The sequence below is a fragment of the Paenibacillus sp. FSL R7-0189 genome (assembly GCF_037969925.1).
In the GTDB taxonomy this organism is placed as follows: Bacteria; Bacillota; Bacilli; order Paenibacillales; family Paenibacillaceae; genus Paenibacillus_AQ; species Paenibacillus_AQ odorifer.
Window position 1 is genome coordinate 2,227,872 of sequence record NZ_CP150223.1, and the last position, 24,305, is coordinate 2,252,176.

At 45.9% G+C, this 24,305-nt stretch carries 21 protein-coding genes and 1 tRNA gene; 2 read left to right on the forward strand and 20 right to left on the reverse strand.

Annotated elements, in window-relative coordinates; translation table 11 throughout:
- Nucleotides 1–152: 152 nt before the first annotated feature.
- The 8 genes from rnr to MKY63_RS09535 all read right to left on the reverse strand — a co-directional run bounded on the left by rnr (nucleotide 153) and on the right by MKY63_RS09535 (nucleotide 11,001).
- Entirely contained in the window at nucleotides 153–3,020 is a 2,868-nt protein-coding gene (rnr, locus tag MKY63_RS09500) for a ribonuclease R (protein WP_339813482.1), read from the reverse strand.
- A 354-nt stretch (nucleotides 3,021–3,374) separates the two neighbouring features.
- Complete coding sequence (gene secG, locus MKY63_RS09505) at nucleotides 3,375–3,608, reverse strand: preprotein translocase subunit SecG (RefSeq protein ID WP_036687153.1); 234 nt, start codon at nucleotides 3,606–3,608, stop codon at nucleotides 3,375–3,377.
- 231 nt (nucleotides 3,609–3,839) lie between these two features.
- A complete protein-coding gene (eno, locus tag MKY63_RS09510; RefSeq protein WP_036687130.1) occupies nucleotides 3,840–5,126 on the reverse strand; it encodes a phosphopyruvate hydratase in 1,287 nt (428 codons plus the stop codon).
- A gap of 73 nt (nucleotides 5,127–5,199) precedes the next feature.
- Nucleotides 5,200–6,744: a 2,3-bisphosphoglycerate-independent phosphoglycerate mutase gene (gpmI, locus tag MKY63_RS09515; protein WP_076101073.1), complete on the reverse strand. Its 1,545-nt coding sequence runs from the start codon at nucleotides 6,742–6,744 to the stop codon at nucleotides 5,200–5,202.
- A 1-nt stretch (nucleotide 6,745) separates the two neighbouring features.
- On the reverse strand, nucleotides 6,746–7,498 hold the full coding sequence (gene tpiA, locus MKY63_RS09520) for a triose-phosphate isomerase (RefSeq protein WP_036687124.1): 753 nt from the start codon (nucleotides 7,496–7,498) through the stop codon (nucleotides 6,746–6,748).
- Nucleotides 7,499–7,524: 26 nt separating this feature from the next.
- Nucleotides 7,525–8,706, reverse strand: coding sequence for a phosphoglycerate kinase (locus tag MKY63_RS09525; protein ID WP_036687122.1), 1,182 nt, complete (start codon nucleotides 8,704–8,706; stop codon nucleotides 7,525–7,527).
- Nucleotides 8,707–8,822: 116 nt separating this feature from the next.
- Nucleotides 8,823–9,833: a type I glyceraldehyde-3-phosphate dehydrogenase gene (gene gap / locus MKY63_RS09530; protein WP_036687120.1), complete on the reverse strand. Its 1,011-nt coding sequence runs from the start codon at nucleotides 9,831–9,833 to the stop codon at nucleotides 8,823–8,825.
- A gap of 115 nt (nucleotides 9,834–9,948) precedes the next feature.
- Nucleotides 9,949–11,001 carry a sugar-binding domain-containing protein gene (locus MKY63_RS09535; protein WP_036687118.1) on the reverse strand — a complete coding sequence of 351 codons (1,053 nt, stop codon included), beginning with the start codon at nucleotides 10,999–11,001 and terminating at the stop codon, nucleotides 9,949–9,951.
- 268 nt (nucleotides 11,002–11,269) lie between these two features.
- Here MKY63_RS09535 and MKY63_RS09540 point away from each other — a divergent pair.
- Together MKY63_RS09540 and clpP are read left to right on the forward strand one after the other, a co-directional pair.
- Nucleotides 11,270–11,344 (forward strand) — tRNA-Arg (locus MKY63_RS09540).
- Nucleotides 11,345–11,537: 193 nt separating this feature from the next.
- On the forward strand, nucleotides 11,538–12,134 hold the full coding sequence (gene clpP / locus MKY63_RS09545) for an ATP-dependent Clp endopeptidase proteolytic subunit ClpP (protein WP_036687113.1): 597 nt from the start codon (nucleotides 11,538–11,540) through the stop codon (nucleotides 12,132–12,134).
- A gap of 89 nt (nucleotides 12,135–12,223) precedes the next feature.
- On the opposite strand, the gene MKY63_RS09550 is transcribed toward clpP, so the two are convergent.
- The 12 genes from MKY63_RS09550 to MKY63_RS09605 form a co-directional block, all read right to left on the reverse strand.
- Entirely contained in the window at nucleotides 12,224–12,862 is a 639-nt protein-coding gene (locus tag MKY63_RS09550; RefSeq protein WP_339812622.1) for a GDSL-type esterase/lipase family protein, read from the reverse strand.
- Nucleotides 12,863–12,973: 111 nt separating this feature from the next.
- Nucleotides 12,974–14,077: a DUF4163 domain-containing protein gene (locus MKY63_RS09555; RefSeq protein ID WP_339812625.1), complete on the reverse strand. Its 1,104-nt coding sequence runs from the start codon at nucleotides 14,075–14,077 to the stop codon at nucleotides 12,974–12,976.
- A gap of 126 nt (nucleotides 14,078–14,203) precedes the next feature.
- Entirely contained in the window at nucleotides 14,204–14,959 is a 756-nt protein-coding gene (locus tag MKY63_RS09560) for an SIMPL domain-containing protein (protein WP_076126857.1), read from the reverse strand.
- Nucleotides 14,960–15,128: 169 nt separating this feature from the next.
- Nucleotides 15,129–15,398: an HPr family phosphocarrier protein gene (locus MKY63_RS09565; RefSeq protein ID WP_036687106.1), complete on the reverse strand. Its 270-nt coding sequence runs from the start codon at nucleotides 15,396–15,398 to the stop codon at nucleotides 15,129–15,131.
- A 97-nt stretch (nucleotides 15,399–15,495) separates the two neighbouring features.
- A complete protein-coding gene (gene whiA / locus MKY63_RS09570; protein WP_036687104.1) occupies nucleotides 15,496–16,425 on the reverse strand; it encodes a DNA-binding protein WhiA in 930 nt (309 codons plus the stop codon).
- Nucleotides 16,426–16,470: 45 nt separating this feature from the next.
- The gene (locus tag MKY63_RS09575; protein ID WP_169744815.1) at nucleotides 16,471–17,418 is read right to left on the reverse strand and encodes a YvcK family protein; all 948 of its coding nucleotides are present in this window, start codon (nucleotides 17,416–17,418) and stop codon (nucleotides 16,471–16,473) included.
- A gap of 54 nt (nucleotides 17,419–17,472) precedes the next feature.
- Complete coding sequence (rapZ, locus tag MKY63_RS09580) at nucleotides 17,473–18,372, reverse strand: RNase adapter RapZ (protein WP_076126855.1); 900 nt, start codon at nucleotides 18,370–18,372, stop codon at nucleotides 17,473–17,475.
- 46 nt (nucleotides 18,373–18,418) lie between these two features.
- Nucleotides 18,419–19,369 carry an ROK family glucokinase gene (locus tag MKY63_RS09585; protein ID WP_036687097.1) on the reverse strand — a complete coding sequence of 317 codons (951 nt, stop codon included), beginning with the start codon at nucleotides 19,367–19,369 and terminating at the stop codon, nucleotides 18,419–18,421.
- Between the two features lie 209 nt (nucleotides 19,370–19,578).
- Nucleotides 19,579–20,838, reverse strand: a complete 1,260-nt coding sequence (locus MKY63_RS09590) for a DUF438 domain-containing protein (protein ID WP_076126854.1) — start codon at nucleotides 20,836–20,838, stop codon at nucleotides 19,579–19,581.
- A gap of 15 nt (nucleotides 20,839–20,853) precedes the next feature.
- Nucleotides 20,854–21,078, reverse strand: a complete 225-nt coding sequence (locus MKY63_RS09595; RefSeq protein WP_076280344.1) for a DUF1858 domain-containing protein — start codon at nucleotides 21,076–21,078, stop codon at nucleotides 20,854–20,856.
- 207 nt (nucleotides 21,079–21,285) lie between these two features.
- The gene (locus MKY63_RS09600) at nucleotides 21,286–22,776 is read right to left on the reverse strand and encodes an altronate dehydratase family protein (RefSeq protein WP_076186887.1); all 1,491 of its coding nucleotides are present in this window, start codon (nucleotides 22,774–22,776) and stop codon (nucleotides 21,286–21,288) included.
- Between the two features lie 33 nt (nucleotides 22,777–22,809).
- Nucleotides 22,810–24,279, reverse strand: a complete 1,470-nt coding sequence (locus MKY63_RS09605) for a tagaturonate reductase (protein ID WP_339812629.1) — start codon at nucleotides 24,277–24,279, stop codon at nucleotides 22,810–22,812.
- Between the last annotated feature and the right edge of the window lie 26 nt (nucleotides 24,280–24,305).

Sequence of the window (24,305 nt, forward strand, 5' to 3'; positions counted from 1 at the left end):
TACAAAATACAACTAACTGCCACTTTTACTACATAACCCAAATTTAACTGCACATAATGCAATTAACCAAGTTGATTATTAGTTAAAAAGCACCGCCACAGGAGGGACGGTGCTTAGTATCGTTATAGAGTTATGCAGCGCATAACCGTCATTTATTTCTTTTTACGCTTACGTGGTGCTCCTTCTGGAGCGCCGCCATTATTGTCACTTCGTTTAGAAGTGACTTGCTCAGATGTCTCTACGTTGCCTGGTGTCACGGACTGGCCGATGAACACCCCGCCCTTGGTTTTCTTTTTGCGGCGGCCTTTGCCTGTAGGAGCGCCGTTACGGCCTTCTCCACCGCCAAAGTTACCCCCGCGATCCTCGCGGCTGCGGAACTTCGTGCTGCCGTCCACGCCCCGCGCTTCGCCGCCGGAGGAGTCGGACGCTGGAGCGCCGTATCCGCCTTTGCCGGAGCCAAAGCCGAAGCTGATGCCGCGTCCACCACCGGCACCGCCGGTGTCTCCGCCGCGGCCTCGCCCGCCGCTGCGCTCACGCGGCGCGCCTGCGTTGCCGCCGGCTTCGCCTCCGCGCTCTGCGCCCGGCGCAGCAACCACCCGGCTCGCATCCTCGCCGGCCTCGCGCCCGCGCTTCCGCTTACCGCGTCCGCCCGCTGCGCCAACACCGGCCGCTTCGCGCGGCCCATCACCGGCGCGCACACCTGCGCCCGGCTTGCCCTTGCCCGCGCCTGCAGCAGCGCCGCCGGGCTTGCCTTTACCGCCGCGTCCCTTGCCCGCGGCGCCTTTGCCCCCGGCCGGCTTAATGAAGCTGCCGCCCGAACGGCCGCCCTTGCCTCCGCGGCCGCCCGCAAAGCCACCGCCGCGGTGCTCACCAGGCGCGCGTGGCTTCATGTCGACCAACTCGAAATCGATCGTGTGGTCATCCATATTTACTTTCGCGACTCGGATCTTCACCTCGTCACCAATGCGGAACACACGCGATGTGCGCTCGCCAATGAGCGCCATATGACCTTCGTCGAAGTGATAATAATCGTCGCTCATTGCACTGAGACGAATAAGACCTTCGACGGTATTATCCAGCTCGATGAACATTCCGAAGCTGGTCACACTGCTGACCATAGCCTCGAATTCCTCGCCTACTTTATCCTGCATGTATTCTGCTTTCTTCAGTTGCTCCGTATCGCGTTCAGCTTCTACCGCCACACGCTCGCGTTCCGAAGACTGCTGAGCAATGTCAGGCATCCGGCTAGACAAATAATCATGCCGCTTCTGGGTCAGTGCCCCTCCATTCTCAATCACTTCACGCATTACGCGGTGAATGACCAGATCGGGGTACCGGCGAATTGGAGAAGTAAAGTGAGAATAATATTCCGCAGCCAGTCCGAAATGGCCCGTGCTCTCTGCATCATACTTTGCCTGCTTCATGGAACGCAGCATCATCGTACTGATGACCGTTTGTTCCTTTGTGCCTTGGATTTGCTCCAACAGATCCTGCAAAGCACGTGGATGAACCGAATTGCCACGGCCCTTCACGTGATATCCGAAGTTGGCCGCAAAAGCCATGAAATTCTGCAGCTTCTCTGGGTCTGGATCTTCGTGAATCCGGTAAAGGAACGGAACCTTCAACCAGTGGAAATGCTCAGCAACTGTTTCATTTGCCGCCAGCATAAACTCCTCGATAATCTGTTCCGCTACAGAACGTTCACGCTTCACGATATCTACAGCCTTGCCGTTCTCATCCACGATGATTTTGCTCTCTTCAAAATCAAAATCAACCGCACCCCGGCGCATCCGCGCATCGCGCAGCTTCATCGCCAATTCCTTCATGAGGCGGAAATCGTCAATCAGTGGACTATAACGTTCCAACAGCTCTGGATCTTCGTCTTCGAGAATTTTACGAACATTGGAGTAAGTCATTCTCTCTTTGGTGCGAATCACGCTCGTAAAGACATCGTGCTTCACAACCTTCATTTGCTCGTTAAATTCCATTTCACAGGACATTGTTAACCGGTCTACCTGAGGATTCAAGCTGCAAATCCCGTTCGATAGGCGGTGCGGCAGCATCGGAATAACCCGGTCTACCAAATACACACTACAACCGCGGTCATAGGCTTCTTTATCCAGCTCAGAGCCTTCACGCACATAATAACCTACGTCTGCTATATGGACGCCCAGCTTGTAATGTCCATTCTCCAAGCGCTGTACGTTTACCGCATCATCCAAATCCTTAGCATCTTCGCCATCAATCGTAACAATGTTCAGTCCGCGCAGGTCGCGTCTCCCTTGCTCCGCAATCTCCTCTTCTGTAATTGAATCAGGAGCGCTATCGGCTTCATCCATCACTTCAGCTGGAAATGCCTCAGGCAATTGATGTTTGCGGATAATGGAAAGAATATCAACACCCGGATCATCCTTATGTCCGAGAATCTCAATAATTTCACCTTCTGCCGCTGCTCGGCCTTCCGGATAACTCACAATACGCACAACGACCTTTTGACCATCAACAGCACCTTTAAAGGATTGTTTCGGAATAAAAATATCACGATTAATCCGCTTATCATCAGGCAGCACGAAACCATAGGTCTCCAGGTTCTGAAATACACCTACCGTCTGCAACACGCCACGTTTTACAATACGTACTACTTCGCCTTCCATACGTCCGCCGGACGGACTTTTAGAGGTAATACGAATCAGAACGATATCGCCATTCATAGCTCCCTTAAGATCATTTGCATGGATATATACGTCAGGATGATCACGATCATCCGGGATTAGAAAAGCAAAACCCTTCGCATGTGCTTGTAAACGTCCACGCAGCAAATCCATCCGTTCTGGCACGCCATAACGTGCAGTACGGGTTAATACAATTCTTCCATCCTGCTCTAATTCAATCAGCAGTTCCTCGAACTTTTTAAACCCCTCGCTATCCTCTAGAGCAAAATGACTCACCAGCTCTTCATAAGTCATTGGTTTATATGCAGTTTCCCGCATGAAATCGAGTAATATTTCTTGTGTTATCATGTTCGTCACCCCAGCCCTCCGCGGCTTCAAGCCGCTGGCAAATATGTATATCTTGTCCTGCCCTGCAGTAATGCCAAGTAAATTTTACCTTTACTACTTCATACCCTAGTATACACGAAATCAATCCTGCGCATCCCTGTTACTGTCATCCAAAGGTTAACACAGTACAAAATTTCCTTTAAATGCTGAAATACATCCATGCCGACTTCAGGTTTACTTCCTATCGATCCAGCCTTTTTCTTTGCGAATATGAAAAGAAAAGCACCCTTAGGTGCTTTTTAACTCCTTTTAATATAACAAAAAAGCCTCCGCTCTATTCCATTTAGAACAGAGCGAGGGCTTACGGTAGATCTTTTAGTCGATTAGAACTGCAGCTAGAATCGCCATGATAAAGAAACCAGCAGCAAGTCCAACAGTTACACGTTGTAGTACGAGCTCCATACCACGAGCTTTTGTTTTACCAAAGAGATGCTCAGCACCGCCAGAGATGGCACCGGAAAGACCCGCGCTTTTCCCCTTTTGCAGAAGAACGACCGCAATAAGACCGACGGAAAAAATCAGGAGCACAACTTTCAAAAAGATATCCATTCACTTCCACCTCCTACGCCTAAGCATCACTATCTATGGTAATTTAGGTTATCACGATACATAAACAGTATTCTTATTTTATCATAGCGCTGTCGGTAATACAACAGCTTAGACTGTTAAGTCGTAGCTTTTCTTGCAAGATAAGGATAAACCTATTGAAGTCTATCTTCTTCAAATCATAAAAAAGACCCGCCATAACGGCGGGTCTTCGAAGTCTGCTATAAAAGCAGATTATCTTTTGAGGTTGTAGAAGGATTTAAGGCCGTTGTATTGAGCCAATTCACCCAACTCATCTTCGATGCGAAGCAATTGGTTGTATTTAGCAACACGGTCTGTACGGGAAGGAGCACCTGTTTTGATTTGACCAGCATTAGTCGCAACAGCGATGTCAGCGATTGTGCTATCTTCGGATTCACCGGAACGGTGGGAGATAACTGCTGTGTAACCAGCACGTTTAGCCATTTCGATAGCATCAAAAGTTTCAGTCAATGTACCAATTTGGTTAACCTTAACCAAGATGGAGTTACCGATACCTTTTTCGATACCTGTTGCAAGACGCTCAGTGTTAGTTACGAACAAGTCGTCACCAACCAATTGGACTTTGTCGCCCAATTTTTCAGTAAGCAATTTCCAGCCATCCCAGTCGTCTTCGGACATACCGTCTTCGATTGTGATGATAGGATATTTTTCAACCCATGAAGCAAGAAGGTCAACATACTCAGCGGAAGTGTAAGATTTACCTTCGCCAGCAAGGGTGTATTTACCGTCTTTGTAGAACTCAGTGGAAGCAACGTCCATACCCAAGAATACGTCAACACCTGGTTTGTAACCAGCTTTTTCAATAGCTTCGATGATTGTAGTGATTGCTTCTTCATTCGAACCAAGGTTCGGTGCGAAACCACCTTCGTCACCAACAGCTGTGTTCAGGCCTTTGGATTGAAGTACGGATTTCAAGTTGTGGAAGATTTCAGCACCTGTGCGAAGAGCTTCTTTGAAGCTTGGAGCTCCTACAGGAAGAACCATGAACTCTTGAACGTCGATGTTGTTATCCGCATGCTCACCACCATTGATGATGTTCATCATTGGTACTGGAAGAGTTTTAGCGTTGAATCCGCCCAGGTATACGTACAAAGGAATATCCAAAGCTGCTGCAGCTGCACGAGCTACTGCCATGGATACAGCTAGGATTGCGTTAGCGCCCAATTTACCTTTGTTAGGAGTTCCGTCCAAAGTAATCATCAATTTGTCGATGCCCACTTGGTCAAGAGCGTCCATACCGATAACTTCTGGAGCGATGATTTCATTTACGTTCTCAACAGCTTTCAGAACGCCTTTACCCATGTAACGGGATTTGTCGCCATCACGAAGTTCTACAGCTTCGTGAGCACCAGTGGAAGCGCCGGAAGGAACGATAGCGCGGCCTTTAGCACCGGATTCCAGATAAACGTCAACCTCTACTGTAGGGTTACCACGGGAGTCAAGGACTTCGCGAGCATATACATCAGAAATAATAGTCATGTAAGTTAATCTCCTTTTAACATTGTTTTGGTCTTACTTGTATAGCTTAAAATCAAAGGCGTTATACCTTACCTTACTTACGGCTAGCAATCATGGATTGTCCGGTCATTTCCGCAGGTTGAGGAAGTCCCATCAAATCTAGGATTGTTGGTGCTACGTCTGCAAGAATACCGGATTCACGCAATACAACATTCTCAGTAGTCACGATGAACGGAACAGGATTGGTTGTATGAGCTGTGAACGGGCGACCGTTCTCGTCAAATACCATATCTGCATTACCATGGTCAGCGATAATAATTGCAACGCCACCTTTGGCAACAACCGCATCCACTACTTTACCCACACACTCATCCGTCACTTCTACAGCCTTGATTGTTGGTTCCAGCATGCCGGAGTGTCCAACCATATCAGGATTGGCAAAGTTAAGAATGATAGCATCCTGTCTTTCCGCTTCGATTTCCGCTACGCAGGCTGCAGCCACTTCGTATGCGCTCATCTCAGGTTGAAGATCATAGGTTGCCACTTTAGGAGAGTTGATTAAGATCCGGGTTTCACCAGGAAGCTCCTCGTCACGTCCACCGCTGAAGAAGAAGGTTACATGCGGATATTTTTCAGTTTCCGCGATGCGCAGTTGCTTCTTGTTTTGTTGAACAAGCACTTCACCCAATGTGTTATCCAGGTTCTTCGGTGAGTAGGCTACATAACCTTGTACCGTTTCGCTGAAAGTAGTTAGGCATACGAAGTGCAGGTTTTGCGGGAACAAAGGACCACGGTCGAAACCACGGAAATCTTGATTCGTGAACACTTGTGACAATTGAATAGCACGGTCAGGACGGAAGTTGAGGAACACGACGGAATCGCCGCTCTCTACTGCCGTTACAGGTTTGCCTTCACTGTCTACAATTACACTAGGTTCAACGAATTCATCAAATACCGAGTTTTCATAAGATGAAGTGATGGCTTGCACAGCATCCGTGTATTTAGGACCTTCACCATAAACCATAGCACGGTAGGCTTTCTCTACACGTTCCCAACGTTTATCACGATCCATTGCGTAATAACGTCCGGACACCGTTGCAATTGTACCCACGCCAATCTCTTCGATTTTAGCTACTAGATCTTGGACAAACTTCTTCCCACTATCAGGAGCTACGTCACGGCCGTCCATAAAAGCATGGATATACACTTCATGCATATCTTCTTTTTTAGCCAGGTCAAGCATAGCAAACAGGTGGTTAATATGGCTATGTACCCCTCCGTCGGATACAAGCGCATATAGGTGAAGCTTTTTGCCAGTGTTCTTAGCATTTCTCACTGCACTAACCAGGGTTTCGTTATCGAAGAACTCGCCCTCGCGGATCGATTTATCGATACGAGTCAAATCCTGATAAACGATCCGGCCTGCACCAATATTCAAATGCCCTACTTCGGAGTTGCCCATTTGCCCTTCCGGAAGGCCTACAGCTTCACCGCAAGCAGTGAGTGTAGTGTTAGGATATTGTTTCAGGTAACGGTCATAGTTAGGTTTGTTGGCTTGAGCAACGGCATTACCTTCTGTCGTTCCACGCAAACCAAAACCATCCATGATGATCAAAGCTACGGGTTTTGGAGCTGACATCTTACTTCGCCCCCTCAACCAATTGAACGAAGGAATCCGGTTGTAAGCTGGCACCGCCAACAAGCGCACCATCGATGTCGCTTTGGCCCATGTACTCAGTTACATTCTCAGGCTTCACGCTGCCGCCGTATTGAATACGAACAGCTTCAGCTGTTGCTGCATCATACAGATCTTTTACAAGACTGCGGATGTAAGCAATAACTTCGTTAGCATCTTGGGAAGTGGAAGATTTACCTGTGCCAATAGCCCAGATAGGTTCGTATGCAATAACAACTTTTGCTGCTTGCTCGGCACTAAGACCTTGGAATGCAGCTTCAGTTTGTACTTTACATACTGCTTTAGTTTGATCAGCTTCACGCTCTTCGAGCTTTTCGCCAACACATACGATAGGAGTAATTCCGTGACGGAATGCAGCATGCATTTTCTTATTCACGATTTCATCCGTTTCGCCGAAATAAGCACGGCGCTCAGAGTGGCCAATGATAACATAGTCCACACCAAGATCACTTAGCATTACACCACTGATCTCGCCTGTGTAAGCACCGTTATCCTCAAAGTGTAGGTTTTGTGCACCAATCTTGATGTTAGTACCTTTTGCAGCTGCTACAAGTGCAGGCAGGTTAGTAAATGGAGCGCAGATTACAGTCTCAACGCCTTCTACTTCTGCTTTGCCTTTAATTTCAGCAATAAAGCTTTCTGCTTCAGGAACTGTTTTGAACATTTTCCAGTTACCTGCAATAATAGGTGTTCTCATGACTTATGTTGCCTCCTTCTTAGGTCTTACTTATCGTTCAGTGCTTCTACGCCAGGAAGCGCCTTGCCTTCCATGAACTCAAGGGATGCACCGCCACCAGTGGAGATATGATCCATTTGATCAGCCAGGTGGAATTTCTCTGCTGCTGCTGCGGAATCTCCGCCACCAATAACAGTGTAACCTTCAGTAGTTGCACAAGCTTTTGCTACTGCAAGTGTACCTTCAGCGAATTTATCGATTTCGAATACGCCCATAGGTCCATTCCAGACAACCAGCTTGGAGTTCTTGATAATATCGGCATAAAGTTCACGAGTCTTAGGTCCGATATCAAGTCCTTCCCAACCTTCTGGGATTTCATTGTAATCAACGATCTTAGTGTTAGCGTCAGCACCAAATTTATCAGCAACAACAACATCAACAGGAAGCATGAAGTTTTTGCCAAGTGCTTTTGCTTTTTCGATGAATCCAAGAGCAACGTCAAGTTTGTCGTTGTCTACTAGTGATTTACCGATTTCAAAGCCTTGTGCTTTAGTGAATGTATAAGACAATCCACCGCCGATCAGGACGTTATCAGCCAAAGACAACAAGTTATCAATAACATCAATCTTGTCTTTAACTTTCGAACCACCGATGATCGCAGTGAAAGGACGTTCTGGGTTAGAAAGAGCTTTACCAAGAACGGACAATTCTTTCTCCATCAAAAGACCGGATACAGCCGGCAGGAAATGAGCGATACCTTCTGTCGATGCATGTGCACGGTGAGCCGCGCCAAACGCATCATTAACAAACAAATCAGCCAGTTCAGCGAATTGTTTAGCCAGTTCAGGATCGTTTTTCTCTTCACCTGGGTAGAAGCGAACATTCTCAAGTACAAGTACGTCGCCTTCGCCTAGCTCAGCGATTTTTGCTTTTACAGCTTCGCCAATTGCTTCGTCAGCTTTAGCTACTGGTTTGCCAAGAAGCTCGGACAGACGTTCAGCAGCAGTAGTCAAACGCATGGAATCTACGAATTCGCCTTTAGGACGACCCATATGACTCGCAAGAATGATCTTTGCACCGTTCTCGATCAAATATTTAATGGTTGGAAGTGTTTCGCGAATACGAGTATCATCAGTAATTTTACCGTCTTCTACAGGTACGTTGAAATCCACGCGTACAAATACGCGCTTACCCTTTACTTCTACATCACGGACGCTTTTTTTGTTCATGATTAATTCCTCCACACCCAAAATTGTTTCTAGCAGGAAACAAGAAATACATTTAGAAAGAGCGGAAACAAGGAATTTCTGTTTCCGCTCTATAGATGTTGCTTATATCAAGTCAATTACTTAGCGATTTTAGCGAATTTCTCCAAAGTACGAACCAATTGTGCAGTGTAGGACATTTCATTGTCATACCAAGCAACAGTTTTAACCAGTTGTTTGTCGCCAACAGTCAATACTTTAGTTTGTGTAGCATCGAACAGGGATCCGAAAGTCATACCTTTGATGTCAGAAGATACGATTTCATCTTCAGTGTAACCATAAGTGTCTGGATCGGAAGCTGCTTTCATTGCTGCGTTGATTTCTTCAACAGTAACGCTCTTATCAAGAACAGTTACAAGCTCAGTCAGGGAACCAGTTGCAACTGGAACACGTTGAGCTGCACCATCCAATTTACCTTTAAGTTCTGGAATAACCAGACCGATTGCTTTAGCAGCACCAGTAGTGTTAGGAATGATGTTCTCAGCTGCTGCACGAGCGCGTCTGAAGTCACCTTTAGCATGTGGAGCATCCAAAGTGTTTTGGTCGCCAGTGTAAGCATGAATTGTAGTCATCAAGCCTTCAACGATACCGAACTTGTCGTTCAGTACTTTTGCCATTGGAGCTAGGCAGTTAGTTGTGCAAGATGCGCCGGAAATAACAGTCTCAGTACCATCAAGAATGTCATCGTTAACGTTGTAAACGACAGTTTTCATGTCGCCAGTAGCTGGAGCGGAGATAACTACTTTCTTAGCTCCACCTTTCAAGTGTTTTTCAGCTGCTTCTTTAGTTGTGAAGAAACCTGTGCACTCAAGTACGATATCAACGCCTAGGTCGCCCCATGGCAATTCTTCAGGGTTGCGGTTAGCAAGAACCTTAACTTCTTTACCATTGACTTTGAAGAAGCCATCATGCACTTCAACATCACCTTGGAATTTACCTTGAGTTGTATCATATTTAAGCAAATGAGCAAGCATCTTAGCGTCAGTCAAGTCGTTGATTGCTACCACTTCGATACCTTCTACATTTTGAATACGGCGGAAAGCAAGGCGTCCAATACGTCCAAAACCGTTAATTCCAACTTTTACACTCATTGAATAGTTCCTCCTAGAATTCGTTTTATTTATTCAAAACAGACGGTGAGGTCTGTCATGACAACAATGTTAAGTATGATGCAAGAAGTATGTTGTATTGCCTGCAATCTAAAAACTACGAAGATAGCTGTAGTTGATTGTCAATTTCCTTGCCTATTTCTACTGCGGCAGCCTCGTCCGTGACGAGAATATTCTCCTGCCCGAAACGCAGCATGGCATGAATGGCTTTGGCCTTGGGTTTGCCTCCTGCAATACCGATGACTTTCTCTGTCCGAATAATATCTTCTAGACGTAGACCCATCGTAAGCATGGTATGGACAACCTGACCCTCTTCATTGAAATAATAGCCAAAAGATTCGGCCACTGCTCCTTCACCCTGGATTTCCGAGACTGTAGCCTCGTCCAGTTTGCGGCGGCGGGTCATTTCAATGGCATCCCCAATCCCATGTACAATAATACGCGAACTGCGGATGGTTTGTACAATCTCTCCAATATTAGAGTCAAGTGCCAGCGATTGGTATGCATCCCCACTAAGCAAATCAGGGACATGCAACAACCGGTAGTTGGCTCCAACCCGCTTTGCCATTGTTGAGGCAATCGTGTTGGCTTGAATCTCCATACTCTCTCCTAATCCTCCACGCGCCGGAACAAACCAAGCGTTCTTATAGGAAAGGGACAACGGTGGTGTCAGTTGATCAGCCATATCGGCAAGCGTCGATCCACCTGTGACGGCAACTGTATCATCTGCGCGAAGTATACTCAGCAGCGCTTTCGCACCCGCCCGGCCAAGCTCTCGTTTGGTGAACGGCGATGACTCACAATCACCCGGTACTACAATAACTTTATCCAGACCATACGTTGCTCGAATTTTCTCTTCCAGCTCATCCAGACCAAATAGGCTCTTAACAACCGGCTCTAGCAAATCAAGCAGTCTACGTCCAGCAGCGCTAATGCGCATGCCAACACTCTCGATCTCAATAAGCCCTTGCGATTTCAGAAGATCCGTCTCGGCACGCAGTACCCGCTCAGTCATATCTAGCGAAGCGGCTAGCGTTCTGCGCCCAATAATATCGGACAGCATGATCTGATGAAGAATCGTGTACCGTCTCTTAAGGGTTTCCATGAGATCAGGCAGAAGCTGCTTTTGGATATCTAATAAATTACGCATACTTTCACTCCTGCAACTTCGTCTTCCTCTATTCCCTTGTTCATGGTCTCAAAACGTCCCGGGTAAACTTTTTAAGTCCCACCCATATTCTAACCAAATATTGCTCGAAGCGCAAGTCTTCCGAGAGTAGAATTCTCAAGCACTTGTCTTCTTATACATTAATAAGGTCAGAAAAAGATATAGCGCCCGATGCCTGCCCCTAGAGCGCTTGTCCAGTATTAATATTACATTGCAATTGTGTAAAAATTGTATTATAATCATTTTTGTTGCGCCCGTGGTCCAATGGATATGACGTAGGCCTCCGAAGCCTGAGATCCAAGTTCGATTCTTGGCGGGCGCGCCATTAATTTCATTTTTGCACATAATTTAGTAGTGCCTATACTACTACTTAACCAAAGAGCCGCTTGTCGGCTCTTTTTTTTGAATATAAGTTTGACTTTCTTTGACTTTTTGTTTGAATTTGTTTATCATGTGGGTAATACGGCAAGAGTAAAAATGAATACATTTGAAGAACCAATATCAAGGAGGTTTTCCACGTGAGTTATATTCCTATGGTAGTAGAACAGAGCAACCGCGGCGAGCGCGCTTATGACATCTATTCCCGCCTGCTGAAGGACCGCATCATTTTCCTTGGAACGGAGGTTAATGACGTGGTAGCCAATTCTATCATCGCACAAATGCTGTTCTTGGCTGCCGAAGATCCTGACAAGGACATTCACCTTTACGTGAATAGCCCAGGCGGTTCCATTACTGCAGGTATGGCTATTTTTGATACAATGCAGTACATTAAACCAGACGTTTCCACCATCTGTGTGGGTATGGCAGCTTCCATGGGAGCTTTCCTGCTAAACGCTGGCGCCAAAGGCAAACGCTTCGCACTGCCTAACAGCGAGATCATGATCCACCAGCCTCTGGGTGGTGCTCAAGGTCAAGCAACGGACATTGAAATCCGTGCCCGCCGCATCCTCAAATTGCGCGATAAGCTGAACCGTATTCTAGCAGAACGTACGGGTCAACCTCTAGAACGTATTGAGAAGGATACAGATCGCGACTACTTCATGACTGCTGCAGACGCGGCTGAATACGGTATCGTAGATAAAGTAATCGAGAAGACATTGCCTAGCGGTGTGTAAGCTATAAAGTAAAAATATAAAGAGGCTGTGCTCTATCCGTTATGGTTAGAGCACAGCCTCTTTATATTTTATAGAAGACCTAAATCCAATTAAGCCAGCCCGCCATAACCTAGCGCATCCAGCTTCTCGGCAATTACGCGATAACCCCGGCCATTCGGATGCAAATGATCAATGGATAACAGCCCTCTCTCATTTCCTGCGAACTCACTGTAAATCGAAGCAAATCCACATACTCGGCTGCTGTACTGTGCTGCGTATTGATTAAACTGCCTGACCCACTCTGTCGCACCAACCACCTGAGGATAGGGGTTATATAATCCCACAATTCTAATGATAAAAGGTCTACGCGTCCTCGCCTTCAATTGTATAAGGATATTCATAATTGCAGAGAAATTTTGTTTGCATTCCTGAAGCGATCTGCGCAGTTCTGCGGATAAGTTGACTTGCTGTCTTGCTGCTGATTTGGCCGCGTGAATCAAATCATTACCACCGATAGACACAGTGATGATATCGGCTTCTCGAACGGCCTCACGCATCATGGAATTTCCGCGCAGCCGCTGCTCCAGCTCTGAAGTAGTCATTCCGTTCACGCCTAAATTCGTAGAGGCTACAGTAGTCCGCAGTCTCCCTTCTGCCATTCTACGGTACACCGGAACAAAACCGTTACCTGGCAGAGCACCAAATCCAGTCGTCAAGGAATCGCCAATTGCTGTATATTGGTAGCCCATAGCTCTCCCCCGTTCATAAACTAGTTACTCCCTTTAGCATATGAACAAGAGACAACTCTGGTAAGGGGGAGATGTCTTGTGCCGACATTAGCGGAGACGAAGCATTTCCATTTATTTCATGCCAGCAAACGGGCTACTGCCATCCGGCAAAAGCTCTTTGAAACTAAAAGTATACTCAGGGAAGCCTGCAGCATACGCTGTGTACTCATATAATTGGAAGAACAGAACAACCTTGTCGTCCTTCAGATAGAAATATTTCTCCGTATTCAATCCGTTGAATCCTCCCAAATAACTATCCTCTGCCTTCAGTAGCTTGCTCAGCTTTGCATTCAGCTGTTTTTTGTAGTTTGGATTAGCTCCAAACAGGTCGCCCAACAGTAGACGTTTACCATCCTTAAGCGAGAAGGTGAAGGCTTCACGGTTAGTCATTCCATGGGCGCCGCCCGTATCACTATACTGATGCATCACTATGCTGATCACACCATTCTGATTGTAGGTCACTACATAACCTGAATCATAGGTGTATTTGGGCTCTGCTCCATCTCGATCGGAGATATCCTGTTCTGCACCCGCCGCGAATTTCATAACACTTTCCTTCAAAGTATTATTAATAGCTTGTTGCGCACTGGAGTTGCCCAATCCACTGATCTTCGGATAATCAAGCTGAATAAAAGCTTCTGCCCGATCTTTAGCATAAGTTTCCGTGGTTACCGTCAGCGCGTTCTGCGGTCTGTTCACCACATTCAGCCTACTGGCGGCCCGACTCCAATCTACCTTATAACCCATATAATCATTTAACAATCCTGATGGAACATAGAGGCGATTATTAATTAACTTCCCTTCATACTCTCGAATGAAATAGTTGTTCACCCACACAGAAGTACCGTAGCTGGATAACATCAACTTGGCCTTGGCCGATCCTTTTCCAATCATGTACGCATTTTCCTTCTTATCATACACAAGCGGTAATCCCAACACATCTCGCATAAAAGTTATGGGAATCCAGGCCAGTCCTTCCTTCAAAATACCTTCCTGCAACGAATTTATCCCGTTTGCCTTTAAAACGATACGCGAATCAATAGCTTTATTCTCCGTTTTACTAACTGCTGCATAACCCGTTTCGCTGGGCAGCAGACCTCCACCAAACAATAAACCTGCTGACATCAGACCTATGCCCCATTTGCGTGCTGATTCTTTTGAAATAATATTCATCATCTTATTTTTCCTCTCCTTTCCAATTTATTAAACAGAATCGTAGAGAACTTACACAAAAAAAGAGGCGCCCCCCACTATTACTAGTGGAAGATCACCTCTCCTCTCTGCATTCACCTTATTCTGATACTATTTCAATTCATACATTACGCTCAGCTGAGTTGTAACTTTAACTACTCCGGGTTGCACGGATGTGCTTGCACCAGCATCTGCTGCAGCCATATTCATTTTTAGATTTTGTTCAAAATAAACCGGAGTGATATCGCCATCATTTTGGCTGACCGTGATCACTTGACCCAAGCTGCGTTTAGCTGCCTTAGCAATAGCCCCTGCTTTAACATCTGCATTCGCCATCGCTTTTTCAATCACCTGAGCTTCAAATGCAGAAGTATCTTCCACAGAAAAACGTGCATTTCCGATATTATTCGCCCCTGCCGCAGATGCAGCGTCCAGCAATTCACCAACCTTGGTCAGATCTCTATAAGACACTAACAGCGTATGATTGGCGTTGTACCCCTTCACTTGCTGTCCTTCTTTTTCGCTGTAACTATAATTGGGTTGCACATAAAACTGCGTGCTTTGAATATCTTTATCTGCAATTTTCCAAGTATTCTTCAGTAAAGTCATAATCTTCTGAATTTTAGCGGCATTGGTCTTCTGCGCTTCTTGCGCAGTTGTGGCCGTAGTATCCACACCGATGGACAAGTATACGATATCCGGCTTGAGGGACAATTCGCCTTTACCTACTACACTAACGACATTTTTCTGGACTTCATCTGCGTAAGCCTTTGCAGGACCTTGGAAAACACCACTCATGCTGATCCCTCCAATTAACAAACTCCCTACGATCATCACTGAACCAATTTTCTTCAATAAACCTTTCATATTTGCCAGCCCCTTTCATTTCTTGTGATTTGTTATTATCCTCTAGACGAGTCTTTTTGGTAAATGTTGCACGTTCTCCATCTATTTTTTGGTATTAAAAAAAGCCCCGAAGGGCTTTTGGTCATGCGATAAATAAAGTCTTCCTAGCAGAAACGATGTTGTCTTCCTATTATTGGTTCTCAAGCTCTTCTTTGCTGACCAGACTTGTCAAAGCGTTTACAGCTTGATCGGCATCCGCACCGTCCGCGCTAATGTAAATCTCCGTGCCGGAACTGATAGCGAGGCTCATAATCCCCATAATACTTTTAGCATTTACTTTTTTATCATCTTTTTCCACGAAAATCTCCGACGAAAACTTGTTAGCTTCTTGCACAAACAATGCTGCCGGTCGGGCATGAAGCCCTGTCTTCAACCGAACAACTACCGGGTGCTTTGTCATGAAACGCTTACCCCCTAATTGAGTTCTCCCCAAAAGTTTCACATTAATTTTATATTATTATATCATTATAACGTAAACCACACTAGAAAAAAAGTAATTAGCCGCCTCGAACCTTGTCCGCCAGCTCATCAATCTTACGAAGCCGATGATTTACTCCCGACTTACTGACTGTACCTTTGAGCATTTCACCAACCTCCTTGAGGTTGATATCTGGATGCGCCATTCGAATTTCTGCTACTTCACGCAGTTTATCCGGCAAATTCTCCAGTCCCATTTCTCGCTGCAACAGCTTGATATTTTCAATCTGCCGCACCGCAGCACTTATTGTTTTGTTGAGATTTGCGGTCTCGCAGTTCACGATCCGATTCACGGAATTACGCATATCGCGCATAATTCTTACATCCTCAAATTTGAACAGCGCCTGATGCGCTCCAATCAAACTTAAGAATTCAATGATCTTCTCGCCTTCTTTAATGTAAAGAATGAACCCTTTTTTACGTTCAATACAGCGTGCGTTTAAGTGGAATTCCCCAGCCAGATCCACTAATGCTTTACAATGTTCCTCATACATCGAGGAAATCTCCAAATGGTAGGAGGAGCCTTCCGGATTATTAACCGATCCGCCAGCCAGAAAGGCACCGCGCAAATAAGCACGCTTGCAGCAGTTATTCCCAACAATCTCATCATCAATACCATCGGTAAAAATAAATCCTTCCGACACAATTCTAAGATCCTTTAGGATCTCTTGTACACGGTTTGGGATTCTGACGATATAGACGTTATTTTTCTTCAAACGCATTTTTTTACGCACGAGTAGCTCAATATGGACCTGGTAATATTTCTTAAGTAAAGAATATACCCGCCTTGCAATCGCGGCGTTCTCCGTCGAAATGTCGAGAATAACCTTTTTGCTTGAAAGCTGCACAGATCCATTCATACGGATAAGCGCTGACATTTCCGCCTTCTCGCAGCAGGGTTCACTCTCCACCATCGTCAGCTCTTTTTTGGTAAGGGCCGCAAAAGACAAGGGTCTCACCTCTTTCTTGATAAGTACTTCGTTCTCATCTATAAGTTATACCCTAGGGTTTCTGTTTATCCAATCCTGCACAAGCTGATAAATGTGATGACTAAGCTTATCGGTATCATGTCTCAAATAAGTTCGGAATAAAACCAGTTTATCAGCTATAACCTTGTATCCATTGCCATCCAGCGCTTCTTTATCAAGCTGCACCGGGCGCGCGCCCTTCTCGGCGTACTTCGTCTGGACCTGTTCCGGAATCTCACCGTCATTAACAATAACATAATCGAATAAATCGATCCCGATATGATCATATACAGCTTGAAGATGATCGCTGACGGTATAGTTATCCGTTTCACCCGGCTGAGTCATTACGTTGCAGACGAAAATTTTGATAGCATTCGAAGATACAACCGCTTCTGCCAGTTTCGGAACAAGCAGGTTGGGAAGAATGCTCGTATACAGACTGCCAGGACCCAGCAGGATCGCATCTGCATTCCGAATCGCCTCAAGCGCTTCGGGCAACGGTTCTACATCTGGCGGCTCCAAGGACACTCGTCTGATGATCCCGCCAGCTTCAGGGATTTTGGACTCCCCCGTGATAATCGTGCCGTCCGACATTTCTGCATGCAGGATTACAGCCTCACCGGCCGCAGGCAATACCCGGCCGCGAACAGCGAATAATCGACTGAGCTCACGTACAGCTGTAACGAAATCGCCGGATATATCCGTGAGCGCAGCAAGAATCAAGTTGCCGAGACTATGACCAGCTAGTCCCTCACCCGTGTTGAAACGGTATCTCATAATCTCTGCCATGAGCGGCTCAACATCAGCCATAGCTGTCAATACGTTGCGGATGTCCCCAGGAGGAGGCATTTGCAGTTCACTGCGCAAAATACCTGAGCTTCCCCCATCATCGGCAACGGTAACAATAGCAGTAATATCTAATGGCTTCTCTTTTAAACCACGAAGCATAACAGATAACCCCGTGCCACCGCCCATAACGACGATACGTGGACGCTGTCTTTGTTCTTCAGCCACTATGACCCCTTCTCTCTAGTGCCGATCACGCTCGGAATCCCGATGACTAACGGTTACGGATTCCGTCTCGCTAACGCCCAGCATTTTACCCAAATACTCGGATATGGCTACGGAACGGTGTTTACCTCCCGTACAGCCAATGCCAATGATAATCTGGGACTTACCTTCCTTACGATATTGCGGAATTAGAAAATGAAGCATATCGAGCAGTTTGGTCAGGAACACCTGTGTTTCAGGCCACTTCATTACATAATCGTAGACTTCACTGTCCTGGCCGGTTTTAGGCCGCAGATGGTCCACATAATGTGGGTTAGGCAAGAAGCGGACATCGAAGACAAGATCTGCATCAATAGGGATACCGTACTTAAATCCGAAGGATGTAATATTGACGGAAAGCGTACTTTTTCCTAGATGCGAAAACCGTGAAACGATCTTCTCCTTAAGCTGCACGGGCTTCATACTGCTGGTATCTAAACATAACGTAGCTGAATTTTTCAATTCTTCAAGCATTTTACGTTCTAGCTTGATACCATCAAGCGGCAGCCCCTTAGGTGCTAATGGATGATGACGTCGACTTTCCTTGTAACGCTGAACAAGTACTGAATCTGTAGCATCCAAAAACAAGATCTCACAGCCAATGGTTGACTCATCCTTGATATAGGCAAGAGACTCAGACAAAGCAGTGAAGAATTCTCGACCACGCAGGTCAATTACAAGGGCTACCTTGGCAATCTTACCCTTCGACTGTTCAATTAGCTCTGCGAACTTGGGAATCAGCACCGGTGGTAAATTATCGACACAGAAGAACCCTAGGTCTTCCAGACTCTGTACAGCAATTGTCTTCCCCGCACCTGACATTCCCGTAATAATAATCAGGGTGGCTCCAGCCGTTGGGGTATTGTCCAATTCGGTCATAAAAGCGTCCCCTCCCTAGATTTAGTATATGAATACTTCCCGTCTTTTAAGAACGCAGCAAAAGGCCGGCAGCCCCAACAATACCTGCGTCATTACCAAGCTCAGCTGGAATAATCGAAACACCAGTTTGAAGCGGAGCCGGTGTCAATTTCGCAAACACACGACGAACCTCATCAAATAGAATATCTCCAGCCTTAGACACACCGCCGCCAACGATAAATACTTCAGGGTTAAGCACAGCCGCAACAGAAGCCATGGATTTACCCAGATAGTATGCTGCACGATTCACTATACGGATAGCTACTTCATCGCCAGCCTTAGCCGCATCAAAGACTTCTTTCGCAGCAATCTTCTCTACCATAGAGAGGGAAGTACGATCGCCACGAGCTACTGCATCATTAGCCATGCGGATAATACCTGTAGCGGAGGAAACGGTTTCCAGACAGCCCATGTTGCCACAGCCGCATTGAATAGCTTCCAGATCCGGCACTACTGTGATATGACCAAGCTCACCAGCTAATCCCGCAAAGCCTTGATAAATCTTTCCATTAATAATAATTCCGCCACCGACACCTGTTCCAAGCGTATAGCAGACACAGTTATCAACGCCACGTCCCGCACCGCTCCAAGCTTCGCCCAGTGCAGCCACATTCGCATCATTGTCTATTTTGACAGGCTTGTTCCAACGATCTTCCAAAATGGAACGGATCGGCACATCTCTAAATCCTATGTTAGGCGCAAGGATGATGATTCCTTCACGAATATTTGTGAACCCGGCTACACCCGCTCCTACACCTGCAAGCTGATCCCAAGAGTACGGGGAATCCTCCACAATTTGGCGTACATACTTCTCGATATTATCGATAACAGTATCAACACCCTCTGCAGTTCCTGTAGGTCCCTCATAAGTATGTAGCAGGGTACCTTCAGCATTACAGATTCCAACCTTAATTGCAGTTCCACCCAAATCCACGCCAACGTAGATATTCTCAGACATGTAACAAGCCACCTTTTTTTATACTAAAATAGTTAATCCTAAGTACCAACTATAATAGAAGCCCTCTCTGTGGTCAAGGAAAGACAACACACCCGGGAATTCCTTATTTTAAGAGTATACTCTATTATATTCTAAAAAGACCCCCTTACGCCTAAGTAAGAGAGTCTTGTACCTATATTATTATCTGGAAAATAACCCAACGCACCGATTTATTCTGATAAAATGCGCTTTTGGCCCTCTAATGCTCGGATTGGAGCGATATTCTGTGTGAACTCTAGCGTGCCCATATATTGGCCTGACTCGTCTCGTACAGCGAAGTAACGGATGTAGATAAACTTATCCTTGATATTGATCCAGAAGTCTTCAGCATCCTTACGGCCTGCCTTAAAGTCTTCCAAAAGCTTCTCTACCACATGAACACTTTGCGGGGGATGACAGTTCTGTACTGTACGGCCGATAACCGCTTTAGTTCGGGCAAAGATACGTTCCTTCCCGTGTGAAAAATATCGGACAACATCATTCTCATCAATGAAGGTTAGATCTACAGGAAGATGGTTGAGTACGGTCTCCAGCTGATGCAGTGACAACAACCCTGTCTCAAAACGGATGAACCCGCCTTGCGGCGTAGCTCCTTCTGTTTCTTCCAGCACTGCGCCGTCCGGCTCAGCGGCCCGCTCAGGGATCCACTCCTGCTCCGGTGCGGTTAGGCAGAACCCGATCTCATCACTCTCCCGGGCGATTTTGACCCATTCATCTTCCGTCAGTTTGTCCAGGGCCATGGGCAATAGAATATTTTCTTCCTTAAAGATCATTTCATTAACTTCCTTGATGATCTCCTCAAGCTGAATGCCTATTTCTGCTGCGTTTCCGCTATAAGTGCTGAGCGCAGCTTTTGCCTCTTTAATCATACGGCGGATATTATCATCCACTCCCCACATTACCTTGGTTGGGCCATAAATGCCGTATTTTTCGAGGTATGGGAACAGCAGATTTTCTTTTCGGCTATAGTGTTTATCAAGATCCAGCAGCAAGCTAAGATCCTCCAACAATTTGAAGATCAGTTCCTCACTATCATTCTTTTGAAACTTTGTTGCGTGCAGATCCATGCGGAAGTTAACAAGTTTTTCGATCTCACGATTCTCCAATTTGAAGGTGTGTACTGGATGGCCTGGCTGCTCCTCGGGCTGGGACGAGCGGTGAATTTGCTCAATAGAGCCTTTAAAAATGGCTGTATGCACCGAACAAAGACGTTGGACCTCGGATACCGGAATTCCTTCTTCGGTCATTAATGAATGCTCCATCGCGGAAATCTCCGCTACGGTAACATCACCCACAGCTTCGGCGAATCGCGCCTTAACCTCTTCTACACTTTTCCCTGCATGCAGCTCTTTAATAATCTCCTTAAGCATAGCCTGGCGACGAGTCTGTTCCGGCACATCAACTTCACGGTTGTTAATCAGTTCGCTCATATTAACACTCCTTTATTAAATAATCTCGAAACCATGACGTTCAAAAGTTTGCTTCACGTGCTCGAGATCCATTTTTTTCAGCTTAATTCCTTTGGATAAGGTCATGAAACGGCCAGCAGTCTGCAGCATGCCAGGCTTGGCAATATCCTTAAAGCCCAGCTCTACCATAATCTCGATGACCTCCGGATGCCGTGATACCATCTCGAATATAGATTCATCCAAACTCAGCACTTTTTCCATCTGACTCTTCTCCTTTATGTGAGAACTATTCTCAATAAAAGATTAGCACAGGCCGTACAGGACCATTGTGATTGCAATCACTAATTCAAAAGAAAGCAATTATCGTTCTTTTTAAGACGGATTATGTATGCTGTGAACCTAAAAAAACTGTCCCCTACGCTTAAAAAGCATAAGAGACAGCCTGATTTGTCATTAATTAATGATTTATTATAGCGTTACTCCTGTTTTGAATATGGAGATCTCACGGAAATTATTCTTTTCATTATTAACCCATTCACCGCTGGCCACCGCAATAATATAGTTTATGAAGCTGCGCAGGACCTCATCTGGAGAACCATCTTCCACCAACACACCTGCATTAAAATCGATCCAATGACGTTTGCCTTCATACAATGGGGTATTGGTAGATACTTTCATCGTAGGCACGAATGTACCAAATGGTGTTCCCCGCCCGGTCGTAAAGATCACCAATTGGCAGCCAGCAGCAGCCAGTGCAGAGGAAGCCACAAGATCATTGCCAGGTGCGTTAAGGAGATTTAAGCCTTTATTAGTGATAAGCTCCCCGTACTTGAGGACATCCATAACTGTAGCGTTCCCGGATTTTTGAGTACAACCCAATGATTTATCCTCAAGCGTAGTAATTCCTCCGGCTTTATTCCCTGGAGAAGGATTTTCATATACCGGCTGTTTATAGTCCATAAAATACTGCTTAAAGTCATTAATGAGATCGACAATTTTGTTGAAAATATTTTCGTCCGCAGCACGTTCCATTAGAATTTTTTCGGCACCAAACATTTCAGGCACTTCTGTCAGTACAGTGGTCCCGCCTTGAGCAGCCATATAATCAGACAGACGTCCAAGGAGCGGATTCGCAGTAATACCGGATAACCCGTCGGAGCCTCCACATTTCAGACCGATCTTCAGCTCGGAGAGTGATACCTCTTCCCGTTGATCACCTTGTACATTATTGTAGATTTCCTTCAGCAGCTTCACGCCTTCTTCAATCTCATTCCCAACCTCCTGGGAGACAAGGAAACGCACACGATCCTCATCATAGCTGCCCAGCATGTCTTTAAAAATATGCAAATTGTTATTCTCACAGCCCAATCCGAGCACAAGCACGCCGCCCGCATTCGGGTGTTTAACCGCGTTAGCCAGAATCGTACGTGTATTGTCATGATCATCGCCCAGCTGGGAGCAACCGTAGTTATGCTTAAGCACGAGCACGTTATCGAAAGGTGCGATATCTCCAACCTCTGCTTTGAAAATATTGATGATCTGCTCCGCCACTCCATTCACACAACCAACAGTAGGGACGATCCACAGCTCATTGCGGATACCTACAGATCCATCAAAGCGGCGATACCCCTTAAAGGTCAAATTCTCCGCTGCAAAAGGATTCGGCGTCAGCTTCTGCTCAAAGGTATATTCCTCTACCCCTGTTAGGTTTGTCTTAGTGTTATGGGTATGCACCCACTGCCCCGGCGCGATAGACGCTATAGCATGACCAATGGGGTAACCATATTTCAATACGTTTTCACCTTCGTTAATGCTGGACAGTGCAATTTTATGGCCTCTAGCGATATCTTCAGTAATTTTAATCTCTTTTGAACCAATCACAATGGTGTCGCCTGCTTTATAGTCTTTTAGTGCAACAGCGACATTATCAGCCTCATTAATCTGCAATACTTCTTTCATCGTCTTGATCATATCATTGTCACCTCCAGGGTATTAGTTGTGTGCCGGTCTCTTCACGAACGCTTTTAAGGCTTGCTTCATGCCATTTTTCTCAATCGCAATCAGTCCTTCTGTCACCTTGTCAGTAAGTCCAGCCACTTTATTCAGATCACAGCCCCAGCGATTGGTTGCGGCAAGTACTTCGACGGCCAGTGCGCGCAGCCCGGTGTCTGTGCCATCCCATCCTCCCCATAAGGAGGCGAACCATTCCAAAATATCCGCATCATCAGCCAGTTGAATGTTTTCTTCCCCTCTGCGTCCTCTATAGAAGGCAATTAATGCGCTCAATGAGAAGACAAGCTTTTCAGGCAATTGTCCTTTGGCCTCTACATATTGCAGTAAAGAAGGCAGATCTCTTGTCTTAAACTTCGATATAGAATTAAGGGAAATGCTCATCAAGTAATGCTGCACATAAGGGTTCAGGAATCTTTCTAATACCGCGTCTGCAAAAGAATTCAATTCCTCTGCCGGCAGATCCAGCGTTGGAATAATCTCATCATAGATTAAGGACTTCACGTACGCCCCAACCTCTTCGTGCTCAATGGCTTCAGCAACCGTATCAATACCGTACAAATACGCTACTGGTGTCATAGCTGTATGAGCTCCGTTTAAAATTCTCACTTTACGAGTGCGATAAGGGGCCATGTCATCCACCACCAGCACATTAAGACCTGCTAGTTCAGCCGGGAACTCCTTTTTAATCCACTGTGGCCCTTCAATCACCCAAAGATGGAATTGCTCGCCGACAACGACCAGCTTATCCTCATAACCCAGCTCTTCTGTAATCTCGGCAATGCTGTCTCTTGGATAACCGGGAACAATGCGGTCCACCAGACTGCAGCAGAAGGTATTAGCTTCATTCAACCAGTTCACAAAACCTTCTCCAAGATTCCACAGCTCAGCATATTTCAAAATAACCTTTTTGAGCTCATCACCATTCCGGTCAATCAGCTCGCATGGAATGATGATAAAACCTTTAGAAGCCTCCCCATTAAAAGTTTGATAACGTTTGTACAATAAGGCCGTCAGCTTGCCTGGGAAACTACTCTGCGGCGTATCGGTTAACTTGTCGCCAGCTTCAAAAGCAATTCCCGCTTCAGTAGTATTAGACACGATAAAGCGCAGCTCAGGGTTCTCAGCCAGCTTCATATACTCCTCATGCTGTGAATAGGGATTAAGCGTCCGCGTAATACAATTAATTACCTCGTGTTCTTTTACAGCCGCTCCGTCTTTAATGCCTTGCAGATAAAGGGTATACAGCCCATCCTGATCATTCAGCATTTCTGCCAGTCCGTTAGCCAATGGCTGTACAACAACCACTCCACCATTGAAATCCGTTTTTTGATTCATGGTATGAATCTGCCAATCTACAAAGGCGCGCATGAAATTGCCTTCGCCAAATTGTAGAACCTTCTCAGGATACTGCTTGTAAGCTGTCCAATTATCACTATTTAATCTTTTCATATTAACGCCTCCTAATAGTAAATGCA